Origin of the sequence: Desulfitibacter sp. BRH_c19 (assembly GCA_001515945.1) — a bacterium.
Lineage (GTDB): Bacteria > Bacillota > DSM-16504 > Desulfitibacterales > Desulfitibacteraceae > Desulfitibacter.
Window position 1 is genome coordinate 65667 of the sequence record LOER01000025.1, and the last position, 18710, is coordinate 84376.

17 protein-coding genes are annotated in these 18710 nt (G+C 34.9%); 12 read left to right on the forward strand and 5 right to left on the reverse strand.

Going from position 1 to position 18710, the window contains the following annotated elements; genetic code table 11:
• Positions 1-11 precede the first annotated feature (11 nt).
• The 6 genes from APF76_13955 (at position 12) to APF76_13980 (ending at position 6040) form a co-directional block, all read left to right on the forward strand.
• Positions 12-932 (forward strand): hypothetical protein, encoded by a 921-nt coding sequence (locus tag APF76_13955; protein KUO51463.1) that lies wholly within the window; start codon positions 12-14, stop codon positions 930-932.
• A gap of 39 nt (positions 933-971) precedes the next feature.
• Positions 972-1316 (forward strand): hypothetical protein, encoded by a 345-nt coding sequence (locus APF76_13960; GenBank protein ID KUO51464.1) that lies wholly within the window; start codon positions 972-974, stop codon positions 1314-1316.
• A gap of 58 nt (positions 1317-1374) precedes the next feature.
• On the forward strand, positions 1375-2310 hold the full coding sequence (locus APF76_13965) for a hypothetical protein (protein ID KUO51465.1): 936 nt from the start codon (positions 1375-1377) through the stop codon (positions 2308-2310).
• 130 nt (positions 2311-2440) lie between these two features.
• Positions 2441-3394 carry a hypothetical protein gene (locus APF76_13970; GenBank protein KUO51466.1) on the forward strand — a complete coding sequence of 318 codons (954 nt, stop codon included), beginning with the start codon at positions 2441-2443 and terminating at the stop codon, positions 3392-3394.
• Positions 3395-3547: 153 nt separating this feature from the next.
• Positions 3548-4963: a sodium:proton antiporter gene (locus tag APF76_13975; GenBank protein ID KUO51467.1), complete on the forward strand. Its 1416-nt coding sequence runs from the start codon at positions 3548-3550 to the stop codon at positions 4961-4963.
• Positions 4964-5155: 192 nt separating this feature from the next.
• Entirely contained in the window at positions 5156-6040 is an 885-nt protein-coding gene (locus APF76_13980; protein KUO51468.1) for a hypothetical protein, read from the forward strand.
• 2 nt (positions 6041-6042) lie between these two features.
• Here the strand turns inward: APF76_13980 and APF76_13985 are convergent, their stop codons facing one another.
• Positions 6043-6876, reverse strand: coding sequence for a Ku protein (locus tag APF76_13985; protein KUO51469.1), 834 nt, complete (start codon positions 6874-6876; stop codon positions 6043-6045).
• Positions 6877-7091: 215 nt separating this feature from the next.
• Here APF76_13985 and APF76_13990 point away from each other — a divergent pair, with 215 nt between their 5' ends.
• Together APF76_13990 and APF76_13995 are read left to right on the forward strand one after the other, a co-directional pair.
• Positions 7092-8210, forward strand: a complete 1119-nt coding sequence (locus APF76_13990) for a hypothetical protein (protein KUO51470.1) — start codon at positions 7092-7094, stop codon at positions 8208-8210.
• Positions 8211-8913: 703 nt separating this feature from the next.
• A complete protein-coding gene (locus tag APF76_13995; protein ID KUO51471.1) occupies positions 8914-10479 on the forward strand; it encodes a hypothetical protein in 1566 nt (521 codons plus the stop codon).
• A gap of 377 nt (positions 10480-10856) precedes the next feature.
• On the opposite strand, the gene APF76_14000 is transcribed toward APF76_13995, so the two are convergent.
• Entirely contained in the window at positions 10857-11384 is a 528-nt protein-coding gene (locus tag APF76_14000; GenBank protein KUO51472.1) for a stage V sporulation protein T, read from the reverse strand.
• 190 nt (positions 11385-11574) lie between these two features.
• Between APF76_14000 and APF76_14005 the strand changes: the two genes are divergently transcribed.
• Positions 11575-12501 (forward strand): homoserine O-succinyltransferase, encoded by a 927-nt coding sequence (locus tag APF76_14005; protein KUO51473.1) that lies wholly within the window; start codon positions 11575-11577, stop codon positions 12499-12501.
• Positions 12502-12551: 50 nt separating this feature from the next.
• Here APF76_14005 and APF76_14010 read toward each other — a convergent pair whose 3' ends face one another.
• Positions 12552-13238 carry a hypothetical protein gene (locus APF76_14010; protein KUO51474.1) on the reverse strand — a complete coding sequence of 229 codons (687 nt, stop codon included), beginning with the start codon at positions 13236-13238 and terminating at the stop codon, positions 12552-12554.
• A 387-nt stretch (positions 13239-13625) separates the two neighbouring features.
• Between APF76_14010 and APF76_14015 the strand changes: the two genes are divergently transcribed.
• Positions 13626-14351: a hypothetical protein gene (locus APF76_14015; GenBank protein KUO51475.1), complete on the forward strand. Its 726-nt coding sequence runs from the start codon at positions 13626-13628 to the stop codon at positions 14349-14351.
• Between the two features lie 2 nt (positions 14352-14353).
• Here the strand turns inward: APF76_14015 and APF76_14020 are convergent, their stop codons facing one another.
• Positions 14354-15679, reverse strand: coding sequence for a hypothetical protein (locus tag APF76_14020; protein KUO51476.1), 1326 nt, complete (start codon positions 15677-15679; stop codon positions 14354-14356).
• 416 nt (positions 15680-16095) lie between these two features.
• Between APF76_14020 and APF76_14025 the strand changes: the two genes are divergently transcribed.
• Together APF76_14025 and APF76_14030 are read left to right on the forward strand one after the other, a co-directional pair.
• A complete protein-coding gene (locus tag APF76_14025) occupies positions 16096-16668 on the forward strand; it encodes a hypothetical protein (protein KUO51477.1) in 573 nt (190 codons plus the stop codon).
• A gap of 124 nt (positions 16669-16792) precedes the next feature.
• Entirely contained in the window at positions 16793-17668 is an 876-nt protein-coding gene (locus APF76_14030) for a hypothetical protein (GenBank protein KUO51478.1), read from the forward strand.
• Positions 17669-18245: 577 nt separating this feature from the next.
• Here APF76_14030 and APF76_14035 read toward each other — a convergent pair.
• The coding region (locus APF76_14035; protein KUO51483.1) for a transposase at positions 18246-18710 on the reverse strand (465 nt) is incomplete at its 5' end.

Consider the following 18710-nt stretch of genomic DNA (forward strand, 5'->3'; position numbering starts at 1 on the left):
GGGAAATAACCATGCTCTATGCATTATCTTTTTTAATACTTATAACCACTACCCTGATGATTATTACAATGGTTGAGATGGTTACTAGAAAAAAAAGAACATTAAAGTTACGTCTTGAAAAAATTGGTGAAACCTCTAAGGAAAATGAATTAAATGAGTTGAATAAACCGCTAAGAGAAAGAGTATTAAAGCCTCTTTTTGAGACTACCTCGGCTCAACTGGGAAAGCTTTTACCACAACAGGGTAAAGATAACTTAGAAAAAAAGCTTATATTAGCAGGCAATCCAGGTAATTTAGGGCCATCTGAATTTATTTCTATACAAATTGGATTATGTTTAATTCTTGGCATTGGGGGATCTTTTTTAATTCATTTCTTAAATTATGAAAATATGAGAGTATTAGTTGGAGGATTAGTACTTACCATTGTTGGTTATAATCTTCCAAAGCTATATTTGAAAACCAAGACAGAGAAAAGGCAAAAAGAAATTCAAAGGAACCTTCCAGATGTAATTGATTTGCTTACAGTTAGTGTTGAGGCAGGCCTAGGCTTTGATTCAGCCATAGCAAAGGTAACCACAAAGGTTAAAGGTGAGATTGCGAAAGAGTTTACGGTAGTTTTAAACGAAATAAAAATGGGAAAATCAAGAAGGAATGCTTTAAAAGACCTAGTATACCGAACCCAAGTAGATGATTTATCTAACTTCATAGGTGCAGTAGTTCAGGCTGATCAGCTAGGTGTGAGTATGGGAAATATGCTCAGGATACAATCTGGCCAGATGAGGGTAAACCGCAGACAGAGGGCAGAAGAAAAGGCAATGAAGGCACCTATTAAAATGTTATTTCCAATGGTATTTTTTATATTTCCCTGTATCTTTATAGTACTTCTAGGTCCCGCTCTTATAAATCTTATGAAAATGTTTTTAAACATGTAATTTCCAAGTTAATCAATGATAAAGACGAGGGTGGTTGATATGTATAAATATTATCATGAGGATAAAGAAATAAAAATTAAAGTTGCTGATACTTTCTTTAGTAGGTTTAAAGGTCTGATGGGAAGAAGAGAAATTAAGGAAGATGAAGGCCTTTTGTTATTGCCCTGCAATTCTATTCATACCTTCTTCATGAACTTTCACATTGATGCTGTTTTTTTGTCAAAAGATAACCAAATTATTAACATAATAAAGGATATACCTCCTTGGAGTTTATGGCCACCTGTAAAGGGAAGTACTAAGGTGCTTGAGCTTAAAGTTGGAACTGCGGATCGGTTAGCAATCCAAAGAGGAGAAAAACTAGAATTTACTCCTTGCACAAATTAAAATTTGGAGTAAAATAGTAATAAGTTTATAAATATATTATTCAGCCGGGGATGCTTAAATGGATTATTCAAAGAAATGGGTTATATATATTTTATTATTAGTAGCCACCACTTCATGGGGGGCTTCTTTTGTTGCGGCTAGATATGCTGTTCAAGAACTTCATCCTTTGATTGCTGCTAGTTGGAGATTCATTTTAGCTTTTATTGTTCTTTTACCTATCCTAATTGCTAAAGAGGGTAAAAGCAGCCTAGTTTCAGTAAGGGACTTACCCTTGCTTTTTGCAGCCGGATTTACTGGTATTGTGTTGTACAATGTATGCTTTTTTACAGGTTTAAAGACGACTTATGCAATAAATGGATCTTTAATTGTAGCTACAGGGCCTGTTATTACTGCACTTCTTTCTTCATGGTTTTTAAAAGAAAAGGTCACTATCAAGCACTGGCTAGGATTATTGTTATCTATTTCAGGTGTGATTGTTATAATATCATTAGGTTCAATGGAAGTTTTATTAAATTTAAATTTTAACCAAGGAGATATTTTGATAGCTTTTGGAGTTTTTAACTGGTCTTTGTATACTATAGTGGGGAAGTTTACTAGCAAAAAGTTTAGCTCTCTTTTGACCATTACCTATGCATGTGGTATTGGGGCTATAGTATTAACTCTTTTATCAATACCCTATTACAGATTCTTTTCCATTGATACAATTAGTGGGTGGACCATTTTTTCAATTGTATTTTTAGCTATTGTAGCTAGTGCCATGGCTTTTCTTTTTTGGTTTCATGGGGTAAAATATTTAGGTGCCAGTAAAGTGGCAGTTTTTCAAAATGTGGTGCCTTTAACGGCAGCAGTATTTTCCATCTTTATACTGGGAGAAGAATTAAGCTATTATCATTTTGCAGGGGGATTACTAATTTTTATAGGAGTATATATTGCTAATCGGAAAAAATCAATCCTATTAGGCAGAATGAATGTAAAATTAAAGGAAAGTAGTTAGAAATGGCTCTGCCATTGGATAATATATATTTGTTTGCAAAAAATAACTCTTGACTATAGTTAAGAGTTATTTTTTGAAGCCCCGGCTATTAGTCTAGGGCATTTAGTTTATCTTTAATGGAGGATTTTGTATGTTATTGCCTGCCCCATTGAAACCCATGGAACCAATAAATCAAGCTATGCCCTTTGATTCTGACAACTATCTATTTCAAATAAAATGGGATGGTGTTCGTTGCCTTGCATATATTTATAAGAATGAAGTACGCTTATTTAATAGGAAACTTAATGAAAGGACAAAACAATATCCTGAACTTATAACATTACTTAATACTTTACCTAAAGGAATAGTCCTAGATGGAGAAATAATTACTCTTGGTGAAGATATGAAGCCCAACTTTAGGCGTGTGCTCAAAAGAGACTTAGCAAAGAGCAGTACTAAAATCTCTAATTTGATACATAGAGTACCTGTGTTTTATATGATTTTTGATATAGTTTACTTTGAAGGAAAGAGCGTTATAGATAAGCCGCTACTAGAAAGGCAGAAAATTTTAGCACAGATTCTGCCCGAAAACCCTCTTATAAAAAGTGTTGATAGTGTACATCATAATGGGATAAATCTCTTTGAAATTGCAGAACGGGAAAGTCTAGAAGGAATAGTAGCTAAAGAGATGAATAGTCCATATATAATAGGTGAAAAGACTAGTTATTGGCAAAAAATTAAAGTATGGCAGAAGCTAACTGGGGTTATAGGTGGGTATTCAACAAAAATGGGGGAAATAAGGTCTTTGTTAATAGGATTATATAATGAGGAAAATAAGTTATTTTATTATATAGGAAATGCAAGCTCTGGTATAAGCCACAACCAGTGGAAAGCCTTGCAACAATATTTTGAATCTAGTGCAAAAGATACTAAGATACCCTTTATTAACCCACCAAAAAAATCAAAGGGAGAAGAGTATTATTGGGTAAACCCTGAGATCTGTATAGAACTAGAGTATATGGAGTGGACTGAAGATTTTCGTATGCGCAATCCAAAGGTCATAGACTTTTCAGAAGGAAATCCGCGGGACTGTGTTTTTTCTTAGAGGAAACAGCTAGATTTAGCGCGTCTAACAATTTAAAGTAAAGAATATTCAAAAAAATTGCAAAATGAACAAAAAAGTTGTGTAAATATATTTTGTACTGTGTTATTATAATTAACGACACTTTATTGGAAAAAATTTAAAGGAGGAATTTAATTGACGGAACCAAGAAAACCCTATTTTTGGGAAGCGGTAATTAGTGTACTGTTTTTGGTAATAGCCTTATCTTACACTCTTATTGTCTTGGGGGGAGATCCCCATATTCCACTTATAGCTGCAGCAATTTTCACCGCTTTAATAGCACTTCGGACTGGTATGGAGTGGAAAGAATTAGAAGAGGGGGCCGTTGCAGGCATTACATCAGCCATGAAGGCTATAATTATTTTAATGATTATAGGTATGATTATAGGTTCATGGATGCTTGGTGGAGTAGTACCTTCGATGATTTATTATGGCCTAATGCTCTTAAACCCACAAATATTCTTAGTAGCTATCTGTCTTATTGCCTGTATAACATCTCTTGCTACTGGTAGTTCTTGGACCACGGCAGGAACAGTTGGTGTAGCTGGAATGGGTATAGCAGCGGGACTAGGAATACCACCTGCTATGGCAGCTGGAGCCGTAATTTCAGGAGCATATTTTGGTGATAAAATGTCACCATTATCAGATACCACAAACCTTGCGCCTTGTGTGACTGGTGCAGAATTATTTGACCATATTCGCCATATGGTTTATACGGTCACACCAAGTTTAATAATTGCATTAATTTTATATGGAATCCTAGGGGCAAGATTTGCAGGTGGTGAAGCTAATACTGAAAATATTACAATTATCATGACGACGTTGTCCGACACTTTTACAATTAATCCAATTTTACTTTTACCTGCTGTATTGGTTATTTTAATGGTTGTTTTTAAAATTCCTGCTATCCCTGGTCTTTTGGGGGGAGTGTTATTGGGTAGTATTTTTGCGGCAATTTTTCAAGGAGCAGATCTTTCTAGTATAGTTGGTGCTGTCCATTATGGATATGAAGGAAGTACAGGTATAGAAGTTGTTGATGATATTGTAAGTAGAGGTGGTCTAGATTCAATGATGTGGACTATCTCATTGGTTTTCTGCGCCTTAGTTTTCGGTGGTATTATGGAAAGGGCAAGGATGCTAGAAGTAATTGTTGATAAAATATTAACCGTAGCCAAGAGTACAGGTTCTCTTGTACTAAGTACTGTGCTTACCTGTATAGCTGTAAACTTTATTGCAGCAGATCAATACTTAGCTATTGTACTTCCCGGTAAAATGTATGGTCCTGCATATAAAAACAAAAACCTTCATCCCAAAAATTTGTCTAGAGTTGTAGAGGATGCAGGAACAATGACATCTGCATTGGTTCCATGGGGTACTTGTGGAGCTTTTATGTATGGCGCCTTAGGTGTTCATCCATTTGCATATGCACCATTTGCATTTTTACTCTTAATTAATCCTATTGTTTCTATATTTTATGGTTTTACAGGTATTACTATGGCAAAACTTGATGAAGGAACACCCCCAACAGAAGGTCCAACCGTCGGAGCATAAAAAGAAGACACGGGGAAGACACGGGGACGTTTCGTTTGTCTTATTTTCTTCATTAAGCTTAATAAAATAATAGCAAAATGTTTTCAAGTTCTACGGGTTGATACATACAATTCGTAGAACTTTTTTAATATAAAAATAAACTTGTAAGTATACTATTAATATTAATAATGACGGCAAAGGAAGTGCTATTTTTTGAATATGTTACAGATCGAAGGTAAAGAGGTTAAGCTTACTAATCTAGAAAAATTATATTGGCCTGAATTAAACCTAACTAAAGGGGATATGATCAATTACTATATAAAGATGGGACCATACATATTGCCCCACCTAAAGAATAGACCTTTTTCTATGAAGCCCTATCCAGATGGAATTGATGGAAAAAGTTTTTATCAAAAGCAGTGCCCAAAGGAGGCACCTGATTGGCTTGAAACCTTTCCCATCAACTCATCAAAAAAAGGTTATGTAGATTGGTGCCTTATCAATGACCTCCCAAGTTTAATTTGGATAGCCAATAGAGCTTGCATTGAGATGCATACATGGTTTTCCAGGGTTCCAAACTTGGACAAGCCTGATATTGCGGTGCTAGATATAGATCCATCAGGGGATACAGGTTTTAAGGAATCTCAGATTATTGCAAAGCTATTTAAAATCATAATTGATGAACTTAAGCTGACTGCTATACCTAAAACTTCAGGAGCAACGGGTATTCATATCTATATTCCCATAGAACCAATATATAGCTTCACCCAAGTTCGAGAATTTTTACTAAAAATATGCCGCATTGTTGAGGAAGCTAATCCAGGACTTGCTACTACTGAACGTAATGTAAAAAAAAGAGGAAGTAAGGTTTATCTAGATGCGGTACAAAATGCTAGTGGCAAGACAATTCCAGCACCCTATAGCTTAAGACCAACACCTCAAGCTACAGTATCAACACCGTTACTCTGGAAGGAGTTAGAAGATGATAATCTTTTACCAACCAAATTTACAATCGAAAATACTATCTCTAGGCTAAGTCAGACAGGAGATCTATTTAGGGCAGTATTAAATGAGAGGCAAATACTGCCAATAGTATGATGCTATACCGTTTTTCTTTTCTTTTTAGGAATTGGCGGTTTCTTAGCAGCTTTAGCTTCTTCTTTAGTAGCTTCTACACTAGCACGAAGTTTTTCCATCAGGTCAAGAACCTGAGGCTTTGGTGCTATAGGAGTTACTTCCTTTGTTTCTTTTCCGTCTATCTTATTTCTAATAAGTTTCAATAACTCCTCCTTGTATTCGTCTGTATATTTTGTGGGATTGAATTCTGAAGTGAGATTTTCTACAAGTTTTACTGCCATTTCACTTTCCTCTTTGCGTATTTGTATTTTTTCCTCAAGTTTAGTAATACCTAACTCATCAATATTTCTTACCTCATCAGGAAAAAACATTGTTTCTACAGCCAGGGCATTATCTAATATTCGAACTAATGCTAAATGCTCCTTTTGTCTAATTGTCACCTTGGCTACAGCCACTCTACCTGTTTCAAGCATTGCGTTACGCAAAATTAGATACGGCTTTTCCCCTCCATCACCTGGTCTCAAGTAATATGTTTTGTCATAATAAACCGGGTCAACTTCTTCAAGTTTTATAAAATCAACTATTTCAATAGCTTTTGTACTAGCTACTGGGATAGTTTCTAGCTCGTCATCAGAAATTATTACAAATCTATTATCTTCATATTCATAACCCCGCACAGTATCATGATAATCCACTTCCCTATCACACTGAGGACAAAACCTTTTCTGAACCAAAGGTGTATGACACTCTTTATGTAGTGTTCTAAATCTAATATTTTCTCTAGCAGTTGCTGCACTCATTCTCACGGGTACATTTAATAAACCAAAACTTATGGAACCCTTCCAAATAGTCTGCACAAATATTCAACTCCTCTTTAAGATATGACTCATGAGTATATTTTGCCCACTTATAGCTTAAAAAAACAAAAAATCAAACCTTTGGAGTTTTTGGATTGCGTCCTATAATTGAGCCACATCTTACATGAAGGTAATAATGTAGTTTCCTAGAATTGTACCTATCTAGACAGATGTACTTGTCTAGATTTTTGATAATGCAAGAGAGGAGAAAGTCTATGAAAGTTTCATTAAAAGTATTAGTTTTAACCTTTATTCTAGCATTTGTGTTTAACGTCAACCCAGTATACTCTGCCCAGGTTCATCGAATACAACCTGGTGAAACGCTACACACAATTGCACAGCAATATGGGATCTCAATAAATGAACTAGTTTCCCAAAATGGATATTTACGTGACCAAAATTTAGTAGCTGTCAATCAAGTATTGATAGTTCCCACAAAAGACTCTAGCCAAAGTAGCATAGGTAACACCTATGAAGTACAGCCAGGAGATTCATTGTACCTAATATCTCAAAAGTTGGGGGTTACTATGGCTAAAGTTGCAGAGGAAAACAAACTGGAAAATTGGGATTATCTTTATATAGGACAGATTCTTAAATTTCCAGCAAAGGAAGCTCCCAAACAGGAAGCTCCCAAACAGCAAGTTTATAAACAGACTGCTCCAGAGCCAATAGCCCAATATACAATCTCTGAACTTGCTAAAATGTTTAGTGAAAATTTTTATTTAAGGGGTCCTGCAGGTGGGGCTAAGGTTGCATTAACATTTGATGATGGACCTGATGGAAAATATACAGGACAAGTTCTAGATGTTTTGAAAAAGTACGGAGCCCTAGCTACATTTTTCTTGATAGGAGAAAAATCCATTAGATTTTCTGAAGTGGTGGACAGAATTGATAGAGAAGGACACGTTATAGGTAATCATTCTTGGTCACATCCTGATTTATCAAAAGTAGGAATAGAACGCCTAAATTTTGAAATCATGGAAACGGAGAGGGTCTTGGAAAAAATAACTGGCAGGAATACTGCACTAATAAGACCTCCTTATGGAGCTGTTTCAAAAGAAGCAATAGAATACATGATGGATTTGAATTACAAAGCTGTGAATTGGTCTGTAGATTCTGTTGATTGGAGAGATAGAGATGTTGATCAAATTTTAATTAACACTCTACCTAGTGTGAGAGATGGTGGTATTCTCTTATTCCACACAGCAGGTGGTGAAGGACAAAGCTTGGCTGCAACTGTAGCTGCACTATCAGAGGTAATATATACCCTTAAAGTTCAGGGTTATGAATTTGTTACCGTTGATGAGTTATTATCAATTCCTGCTTATAAGTAACAATTAAAGGACTAGTGTTCTAGAGTATTAAGAAAGGAGATATTCCCTATTGAGGAGTGTCTTCCTTCTTTTTATTATGTAAGTCCTATAATAGGTTTTCCTCGATTTTTGTTTTTGTTGTATACCTAATATTTTCAAGGAGGAATCTTACAATTTCCCAAGAAATATATATGAATATGTATGAATGCATAATTGCGCCCGCGCTTTGGTAGTTGGCATGGGATAAATATTAGCATTAATAAATTGGAGGAATTAGCATGAAGAAAGTTTAAAAAAAGCTACTAAAAAAGCCTTAACGATAAGGTAATCTTCCTTGATTGGACCCACTAGAACATACTCCATTTCACGTATAAAGAGGTGTGATAGGATGATAATTGATATCTCAACTAGGGCTAAAAAGTATATTTTAAATAAGGGCAAACCAGTAACGATTTACACAACTATATATCCTGGCTGCTGAAAAATATATGAACCTGAGTTACAGGTTAAGCTATCGCCTCCTGAGGATATAGAAAATTATAAACTAATTAACAATCAAGGTATAAGCTTTTATATTAGAAAAGATATCACTTTTGAGAATGACACGTTAGTTATTAAACTTAAATGGATTTGGCCTTTTAGAAATATTGTGGCAAGTGGACTAAAGGACTGTGCAGACAGTATGTTTTAGAAAATTCATCTAAAGAGAAAATGGGAGGAAACCATGAGACAATTTGCAGCACTAGTTTCTGTAGTACTAATTCTAATGCTTTTTAGCTTTGGCAGCGTTGCCCAAACACCTCAATTTAAGCTTGGAAATGAAGTATTAATGGAAAAGTATCAACATTTATTGAAAGGTAAGAAAGTAGGGCTTATAACCAATCAAAGTGGAGTAAACAGTCAAGAAGTTAGCTTAGTTGATATTTTTGCTCAGAACAGTTCAATAGATCTTGTTGCTCTATACAGTCCTGAGCATGGAATAGATGGTATAGCAAAGGCAGGAGAGTATGTTGAGTCACAGATTCATCCTAAATTAGGAATCCCTGTTTACAGCTTATACGGTCAAACTAGAATGCCAAATGAAAGCATGCTAAGAGATGTTGATGTATTAGTATTTGACATGCAAGATGTTGGTTCTAGAACATACACTTATATGTCCACCTTGAATTACTGTATGGTAGCAGCACAAAAGTACAATAAACCCATTATCGTGTTGGATAGACCAAATCCAGTAGGTGGAGTCATTGTAGATGGACCTGTTATGGAAGATCCTTATATAACCTTTGTAGGTGTAGATAATCTAGCCATGGCACATGGTATGACAGCAGGCGAATTAGCCTTGTTTTTTAATCGTAATATTGGTGTAGATTTAACAGTAGTCACCATGGAGGGTTGGACTAGAGATATGCTGTGGCAGGATACTGGCTTAAATTGGGTTCAGACATCTCCAAACATTCCAGACATTTCTTCTCTTTTTGGGTATATGGCTACTGGAATAGGAGAAGGGACGGGGGTCTATCAGGCTGACAAATTCAAATGGATTGGTGGAAAAGATATTGATTCTAACCAGTATGCTGCATTATTAAATAATGCAGGACTTTTAGGAGTTACCTTTATTCCAGAAAACAAGGGTGATGCTGGAGGAGTTAGATTAAATATAACCAATCACAACGCATTTAACCCCGCGAGAACAGGCTTTTATGCCCTGGGATATGCTTTTTCTATTGGAAACTTTAAGGTTCCAAAAAGCACAGCAAATAATGTGGTTATGTTCGATAAAATAATGGGTACAAATAAGGTTGGACAATACCTAGAACAAGGTTTATCTCCTCAAGAAATAGAACAACGCTTTGCTCCTGGATTAAATGCTTTTAAGGCCGAAAGGCAAAAGTATTTGATTTATGGCCTTCAGTCTGGAAGAGGTTTTATACTAAACACAAGGGATATTACTGTAACCGTTTCAGGCAATCCAGTAATATTTGATACTCCTCCATATATTGATACTAATAATAGACTAATGGTACCTGTAAGGGCCATTACTGAAGCTATGGGGGCTAATGTAGATTGGAATTCTACCAATAATGTTATTAGAATTACAAGAGAAAGCGAAACCATTTTACTTACCATAGGTAGTACCAGCGTTAGCGTTAATGGGAATGATCTGCTCATGGATACCACACCTGTAATAAAGAACCAACGTACTTTTGTTCCTGTTCGGTATGTAGGTGAATATTTTGGTGCCCATGTTAATTGGGAACCGCAACTTCGTCAGGTGATTATTTCACACTAATCAGGCTGCTATAATATAGAGAATAAAGCACATGCAGGAATGCATGTGCTTTATTCTTCTCCTCTTAGTCCATTAGCTACTTTTGTAAAAATTTGCCCAAGGGGTTCTGCAATTAAACTTAGTGTTGATACTACTGCTAGCGCAATAAGTCCCAAAATAAGAGAATATTCTACCAGTCCTTGTCCTTTTTCATTTATAAAAAAATCTTTGGCATAGGTCATAGATTCTACCCCCTATCAATAAGTGGTTACTTCTATTTTACAAGGAAATAGATTTACAAACATCCACCTCTTTACCTATTTTATAAAAAACTTGGTCCCAGAAATTGGTCTAAAGTCCTACAATGTACAATCTTAAAGATTAAAAAAGAGGACCGATTAAACGGTCCTTTGCATCTGTTTTGCCAAGAAATTTGCTGCAGTATAAGCAAGATTTTTTTCTGTTTCTCCCAAATTTTGTCCTTCTTTTTTTGGTGCAAGTATAACGCTGCCAATGATCTCATTTGTTACAATTGGGGCGATAATCAAATTAGGAAATTCTCTACCATTTTCTGTAATAGTACCACTTGTTATTTGACTTTTACTATTAGTTAAAGCATCCCCAACGGAACCCAATTTCTGTCCCATAAACTCTTTTTTGGGGCCTCCTGCAACGGCGATTATACTAATATCATCACTTACAACAGCAATTACTGATAGAGTGTCTGCAAGAACATCAGAATACTCCTGTGCATATACACTTAGGTCATTAATAGGTGCATATTTTTTCAAGATAACTTCACCGTTGCGATCTGTAAAAATTTCTAAGGGTTCACCTTCTCTGATTTTTAGAGTTCTTCTAATTTCCTTAGGTATTACAACTCTTCCTAAATCATCAATCCTTCTAACTATGCCTGTTGCTTTCATGTGATTGTCAACTCCTTTAATAATAGTTTTACCCTTTTTTAAACATCTATGTAAAAACTTATTTGAATAAATTTAACCAGTATAAATTGCCCCAATTAAGCAGTATAAATTTGACACGATGGTTGACAGTAAGACTAGTTTAGAGTAAACTACTACAATAAAAATTCCATTACAGTAAGGATGAAACCATATGCCTATTAAAATTCCAGATGATTTACCAGCAAAGGAAATTTTAACTAAAGAGAATATATTTGTGATGTGTGAAAAGCGAGCTTATCATCAGGATATAAGACCTTTAAATATTGCTATTTTAAACCTGATGCCAAATAAAATTTCTACTGAAACACAAATTTTGCGATTGTTAGGAAATACACCTCTGCAGGTTGATATAGTTTTACTGCATCCCAAGACACATAAATCAAAAAATACATCTGGGGAACATTTGTTTAAGTTTTATAATACCTTTGATGAAATAAGCCATCAAAAATTTGATGGACTAATAATAACTGGTGCACCTATAGAGCATCTTGAATTTGAAGAAGTTGACTATTGGAATGAATTGAAGGAGATTATGGATTGGTCTAAAACAAATGTTTTCTCGACATTTCATATTTGTTGGGGTGCCCAAGCAGGCCTTTATCATCATTTTGGGATACCCAAGTATCCACTTGGTGCTAAAATGTTTGGGGTTTTTAGTCACAAGATATGCAAAAAAAATGTCAGATTATTATGGGGCTTTGATGATGAGTTTTATGTACCCCAATCAAGACATACAGAGGTTAGAAGAGAAGATATTGAGAAGGTGCCAGAACTTGATATATTGGCTGAGTCAGATGAGGCTGGAATATATATAGCAGCTAATAAGGGCGGAAGGCAAATATTTGTCACAGGCCATTCAGAGTATGACACGCTAACATTAAAGGGAGAGTATGAAAGGGATCGAAGCAAAGGCCTTGATATAGAAGTACCAAGAAACTATTTCCCAAATAGTGATGCTTCTAAGTCGCCTGAGGTAAAATGGAGGAGCCATGCTCATTTGCTATACGCAAATTGGTTAAACTATTATGTGTATCAAGAAACTCCATATTCTTTAGAAGACATCGGTGGAAAGAAGTAAAATATTACTTATACAAAAACACCTTATTTAATGACCATAAGAAAGTGACATTAAAATAGGGTGTTTTTTTCTGGTATAATACATTCTGGGGTATCATTTTTAGGAGAATTCACCATAGTAGATACCTCATATAATTGCATGCTATCTGAAGGGTAGGGGACAAGTAAAGGTTTTAACTCTTTAATATCTGAGATATTTGTATCTAGCCATACTTGTTCAGTTTCATGGCTAAGAATAACCGGCATCCTTTTATGTATTTTTTCAATTAGTTCATTTGCGGTAGTAGTAAGAATGGTACAGCTTTGTATAGTTTCTCCATCAAGAGAGGTCCATGAATCCCATAGACCAGCAAAGGAAAATATATCATTGTCTTTCAACAGGATTCTTTGAGGGATCTTAATGCCATTTTGTGTCTTCCATTCATAAAAACCATCGGCAGGAATCAAGCAACGCTTAGACTTTAAAGGATAAGCAAAACTAGGCTTTTGATCAACTGTTTCGACCCTTGCATTAATCATTCTATTTCCAATAGTTTTATCCTTAGACCAAGAAGGTATAAATCCCCACCTGAAATAAACTGGCTGGACCTGATTGCCGAGATTAACAATTGCCAGTATCTCTTGAGAAGGTGCTATATTATAGCGAGGAACATACTCTGGCAGGGATAGAGGCAAATGAAAGTTGAAGCGCTTGGTTAATTCTTCAAAATCCTTAGCCAGTGTAAACCGACCACACATAAAAATCATCCCCTATATGGATATTTGTAAGTATTATATAGCTTTTTTTAATAGAATTCAAAAGTTCTTCCGTTAGGTCAAATTTGTTTTATCCGATGACTATCACCGCTTGCCTTGCATGGGTTCAGCTATGTCAACAAGTTGACAAGTTTCACTCCAAGACTCCCATCTTCTAGCCTTGAACTAGTATTTCTACGCATTGCAAAAATCACAATGCTAGAACTACTGGCGGCTCTGCACTAGTATTTCTACGCATTGCTAAAACACAATGCTAGAACTACGGTCGTAAGTGGGAGATAAGCGGTGCTATGGCCCTGGATAACGGTTTCTAACCTCCACCTGAAGTCAAGAATCCTGTTTATGTTGGTACAGAAAGGATAGATATAAATGGAAAAATTAGAGATTGATGGTATTAAAATAGAGTATAATGTAAAACGATCTGAAAGAGCCAAGCGGATGAGGATTACTATCAAAAATGGATTAGTAGCTGTTATCCTTCCAAAGGGTGCTATCCATCAACAAGCAGTAGATTTTTTGCTAGCTAAAAAGGATTGGGTTATAAAGCATGTCCAAAGCAGTTGCAAAGATTTTAATCAATTACCAAAGAGAAAATATGAATCTGGTGAAAGTTATCCATATAGGGGAAGAAATTATATGTTGCAAATTGAGAATGCCCCGATTAATAAAATTCTTATCAAAGCCGGAGTGAATGTTTTAATAATTACTATACCGTATCTCTTAGATATTTCTAAAAGACCTGAAGCAATAAAGGAGGCGTTGCTTAACTGGTATAAAAACCAAGCCCGGATTGTATTTAAAGAAAAATTAGACTATTATTCAGAGATCATAGGCGTGGAATATGCCAGCTTTAGAATTAAAGAGCAAAAAACAAGATGGGGTAGCTGCTCATCTAAAAGAAATATCAATCTCAACTGGAAAGTAATTCTAGCCCCAAATGAAGTTATTGATTATATAATTGTGCATGAACTTGCACATCTTAGTAATATGAATCACTCTACAGAATTCTGGGAGTTGGTAGCTAAATACGTTCCGGATTATAACTCGCAGAAAAGATGGCTGAAGAAAAACGGGATAAGCCTTTCCATTGAATAAGCTTATCTACCTCTTCTAATAATTGTAGTCGTTGGCAAATACCTATCTGTTGAAATTACCTCTCGCAGGATTAGTTCATCATCAATATATGTTTCTTTTATCAGTCTTGAGGTGTATCCTGGTGTACCTCTTGATACAATTATTTCTTTACCTGGACTAAGCTGTTTATCATATATATATGTAGTTTTTGGAGAAATGGTTGAAAGCCTCTCAGAGGTTAGAACTGTAGTTTTTTCACTGTTAGTACCGTGAAGCTCAATAGTCAGTTGATTGTTTTCTATATTCCCATATATATAGATGTAATTATCTGTATTGTTCTTAAACTTGAAATCTACTGTACCCCAGGATACAGTAGCATCCCTACTTAACTGTACATAGGGGACTGTAAGACTGTGGTTCCGCCTTTCAATTACCTTGAGGTCTGCTAATAAAACGGCATTGTATATTGTGGATGAAACCTGACATATTCCTCCACCTACTCCATCTCTTATAGTATCTCCAACATATATTGGTGAAGCCTTATATCCAGATTCAATAGTTCTTTGGCCTACTGTTTCATTGAAGGAGAAGATTTCTCCAGGAGCTAATATCTTACCATTAATAGCTCCTGTAGATAATATTAGATTGTTTGTTCTGTTTGTTAGATTTGGATTAAATACAGTTGTAAATTCTCCTATAATCTCATTTATACCCATCTGTGCAAGTTCGTGGCTAGTAATTTCCGGGACTACATCTTTGAATGGTAATTCCAAAACTAAATGACCACTATCGATTTTACTATTTGCTATTACCCCAATTAATTTTTCCTTATCAACCTCTGTGCCATTTACTTCTTGGATTATGGTTACTTTCCCATCTATATACTCAAATTCAGCATTAATTGGTTGACCCAATCTCACTTTATCAATATCCCTTATGTTTTCTAGAAACAAATCTTCATGGATTTTATAATTTAGACTGTATTTTTTAGAATTTAAAAAAATCTCTAGAAAGCTGTGCATTGTAATTAAAAAATTTTTATCATATATTGCTAGAATATCTGCTTCAATCTGTTCCTTGTTGGAGAATATACCTACTTCACTTACATTATAGCTAAAGGTTTCATCTTCATGTTCTATGATCAGTTTTTTCTCATTTAGAAGAGAATCTTCAATATCATCTAAAGTTTCCTTAAGATGAATTAGTTTTGTCCCATTTAAACTTTTATCCTGAACAAATAAATTGTAGGGCACATAAACACTTGTTAAGATACAGATTATAGAAAATAATATATAACCTATAGTTAGAGTAATGATAAATATTTTTTGAGTTTTAGTTAAGATATGCACAAAAATAACCCTCTTATCCATAATAATATACTTCAAATATATTAGTCATGGGCTAGTACCTATGCATGTTTTAAACAAAACACACTTAATATTATTGTATTGAAAAGTATAAAAATTGTTTCTTAGTGAGATTATATAAACAGGATTCTTAACTTCAGGTGGAGTTAACTTTATGAGCATCTGCTTTTGCAGATGTACAGTTACTGCTAAATTCGCTTTGCTCATTAATCAGAACTAAAGCTTCCGCCCTAAACAATAGCCTTGGCGTAAACTAAGTTTTGTTTTATGGGCATAGCTGAACCAATGCAAGGCTAGCGTTGATAGTCATCGGATAGAAGAAAATCTTGTACTTTGATGATTTGTACAAAGATAATTACTAAGGGTAGCAGTATGCCTTTAATAAAGGAAATGATTAAATGATTAGAGACAAAATTTTGTTGGGTATATTTATTGGGTTTTTAGCTGATGCTTCAAAATTAATATTTAATTACATAGCTTTTAAATTAACTTTTACCAACCTGGTTTTCTGGCAGCTTATAGCTGCACTTCTTCTTGAAAAAGATGATATTCATAAGCCTTCCGCCTTACTTATTGGTAGCATAGCAGACATAACAGTTTCAATACTTTTAGGAGTAATATTCATATATGTAATATATTTTATAGGTAAGGAATATTTGTGGATTAAAGGAATAGGGTTTGGAATGCTTGTCTGGGTCAGCCTTTTTGGAGTACTCTTAGCGCAATTAATACAAGGAAAAATTTCTCAAGACCCTTCAGGTATTCTAGTTACAATTGTGGCTCACTTTATATTTGGGTTATCTTTGGCTTTTTTCACATGGCTTTTAGCCAGAAACATGACTTTGTTTCATGAAGAATTGAAAAAACTTATAGGTGACGACAGAAAAGCATTCAAATTGTTAAAACCTCATTCTTTAAAGAAACTGTTAGATGGCGAAAGAAGGGGCTTTAAAAAACCAAAAAAAATATAAGTTATAGTGTTAAACTCCAGAGCATTAAAATCTGGGGTTTTTTAATGCAATTTTATCTGGAATATTGTAGAATAGAAGGGTAATTTAACCACAAATTGCTTTTTGAAAACATGGGGGGATTATGATGATTAATAAAACCAGCCTTGAAAAGGAATCTGTGACTTTTGCGCTTCATGGTTCAAATGTTAATAGTCAATACAGTATATCAGATGATTTACAATCTGTAGAAATAGATGAGGGACAGATAAATCAGGTTATCCATAATATTACTATTAATGCCGTTCACGCCATGCCAATGGGTGGTACAATTAAGATAAGTGCAAAAAATATCAAGTCCTGTGTAATATGTAATCTTCCGGTCCGTAAGGAAGGATATGTGAAAATTTCCTTTGAGGATTGTGGCATTGGTATTCCGAGAGAATACCTTAGTAAAATATTTGACCCCTACTTTACAACAAAACAACAAGGTAGCGGCTTGGGATTAGCTACAAGCCATTCTATAATTAGTAGACACGGAGGCTGTATAACTGTCGATTCAAAAATCGGAATTGGTACAACCTTTAGCATTTACCTTAAATCTTCTAATATAAAAGAAAGTAATCAAAAGGAAACTCCGAAGATAGAGCCATGCGAAGGTGGCAGAATCCTTGTAATGGATGACCAAAAGAGTATTATGGAGTTTTTAAGGAATTCCTTAACTTCATTGGGATATGAAGTAATCTGTGCAAAAGATGGAGCTGAAGCAGTTAGGTTGTTTAAAAAAGCGAAAAGACCCTTTGATCTTGTTATTTTAGATCTAACTGTTCCAGGATGCATGGGTGGAAAAGAAGCTATGGAGAAGATTAAAGAAATAGATGTTAGTGTAAAGGCTATTGTGTCAAGTGGCTATAACAATAACCCTATAATGTCTAATCCTGAAATGCATGGTTTCAATGCCGTTATTGCCAAACCATACAGCATTGAAGAATTGCATGCAGTTATTAGGAAAGTAACAATTTAGATATAAAATATAGAATTCCAAAGAAAATTATATTTTGACATACAAAAAAGGGCAAGCGGGCCCTTTTTTGTTATATGCATCTCTTTTTTTGCTTGGCTGGTTTAATGGAAGGAATATACATAATCATGACATAATTAATATATATGAGTCCTTCTGAACATTGGTGGTAACAATCTCAAAAGGAACATAATTGGTGGGATTATGAGTCTATAAAAGTTTAATTTTTATCTTTAATTTTACTAACAAAAGAGGAAGATATACCATATTATGTAAAAGAATAAAATTTAAGGAGGGTTGCTTATGGGTAGACCTGGCCTTGGGCCAATATTGCCAATCTTTGATGATAACTTAATTCTTATTCTTCTACTGCTTTTCTGTTTCTTAATGCCAAAACAACAACATCATCACCATGATCATCACCACCACCATCATCCACATGGTTCAAAGGAAGCATAATGGATTACTATTTAAAACCTCCATTTTGCCCTGGCTTTTATGAACTGCCCCCTGTCAAGTAGACAGTGGAAAAAATAAAAATCTCTGACACCAATCATTTAATTATGGATGGTGTCATTTTTTATGCTGCTGAACTGAGAAGATATTGCCTGTACTCCAAAGGTGTCATACAGTTCAACCGCTTCTGATATCGATGGTTATTGTAATACTCTATGTACTCTATAAGTGCTGCCTCTAGCTCTTCATATGTGTTAAATTTATTGAGATAATACATTTCAGACTTCATCATTCCCCAGAATGCTTCCATCGGGCCATTATCAATACACCTAGATACCCTTGACATGCTTTGTGTCATTTCTGCATCGTCTAGTTTCTTTTTAAATGACTTGCTCGTGTATTGGAAACCACGGTCAGAATGAAAGATTGGTTTAGCATCTGGATATGTCTGATGGGCCATATCAAATGTTCTAAAAACCAGTTCATTATTGTTGGAACACCCAACTACAAAAGAAACAATACTTTTATCTGCCAAATCAAGAATTGCACTAAGGTAAGCCTTGCTTTGAAGGCCATACTTCATTTCAGT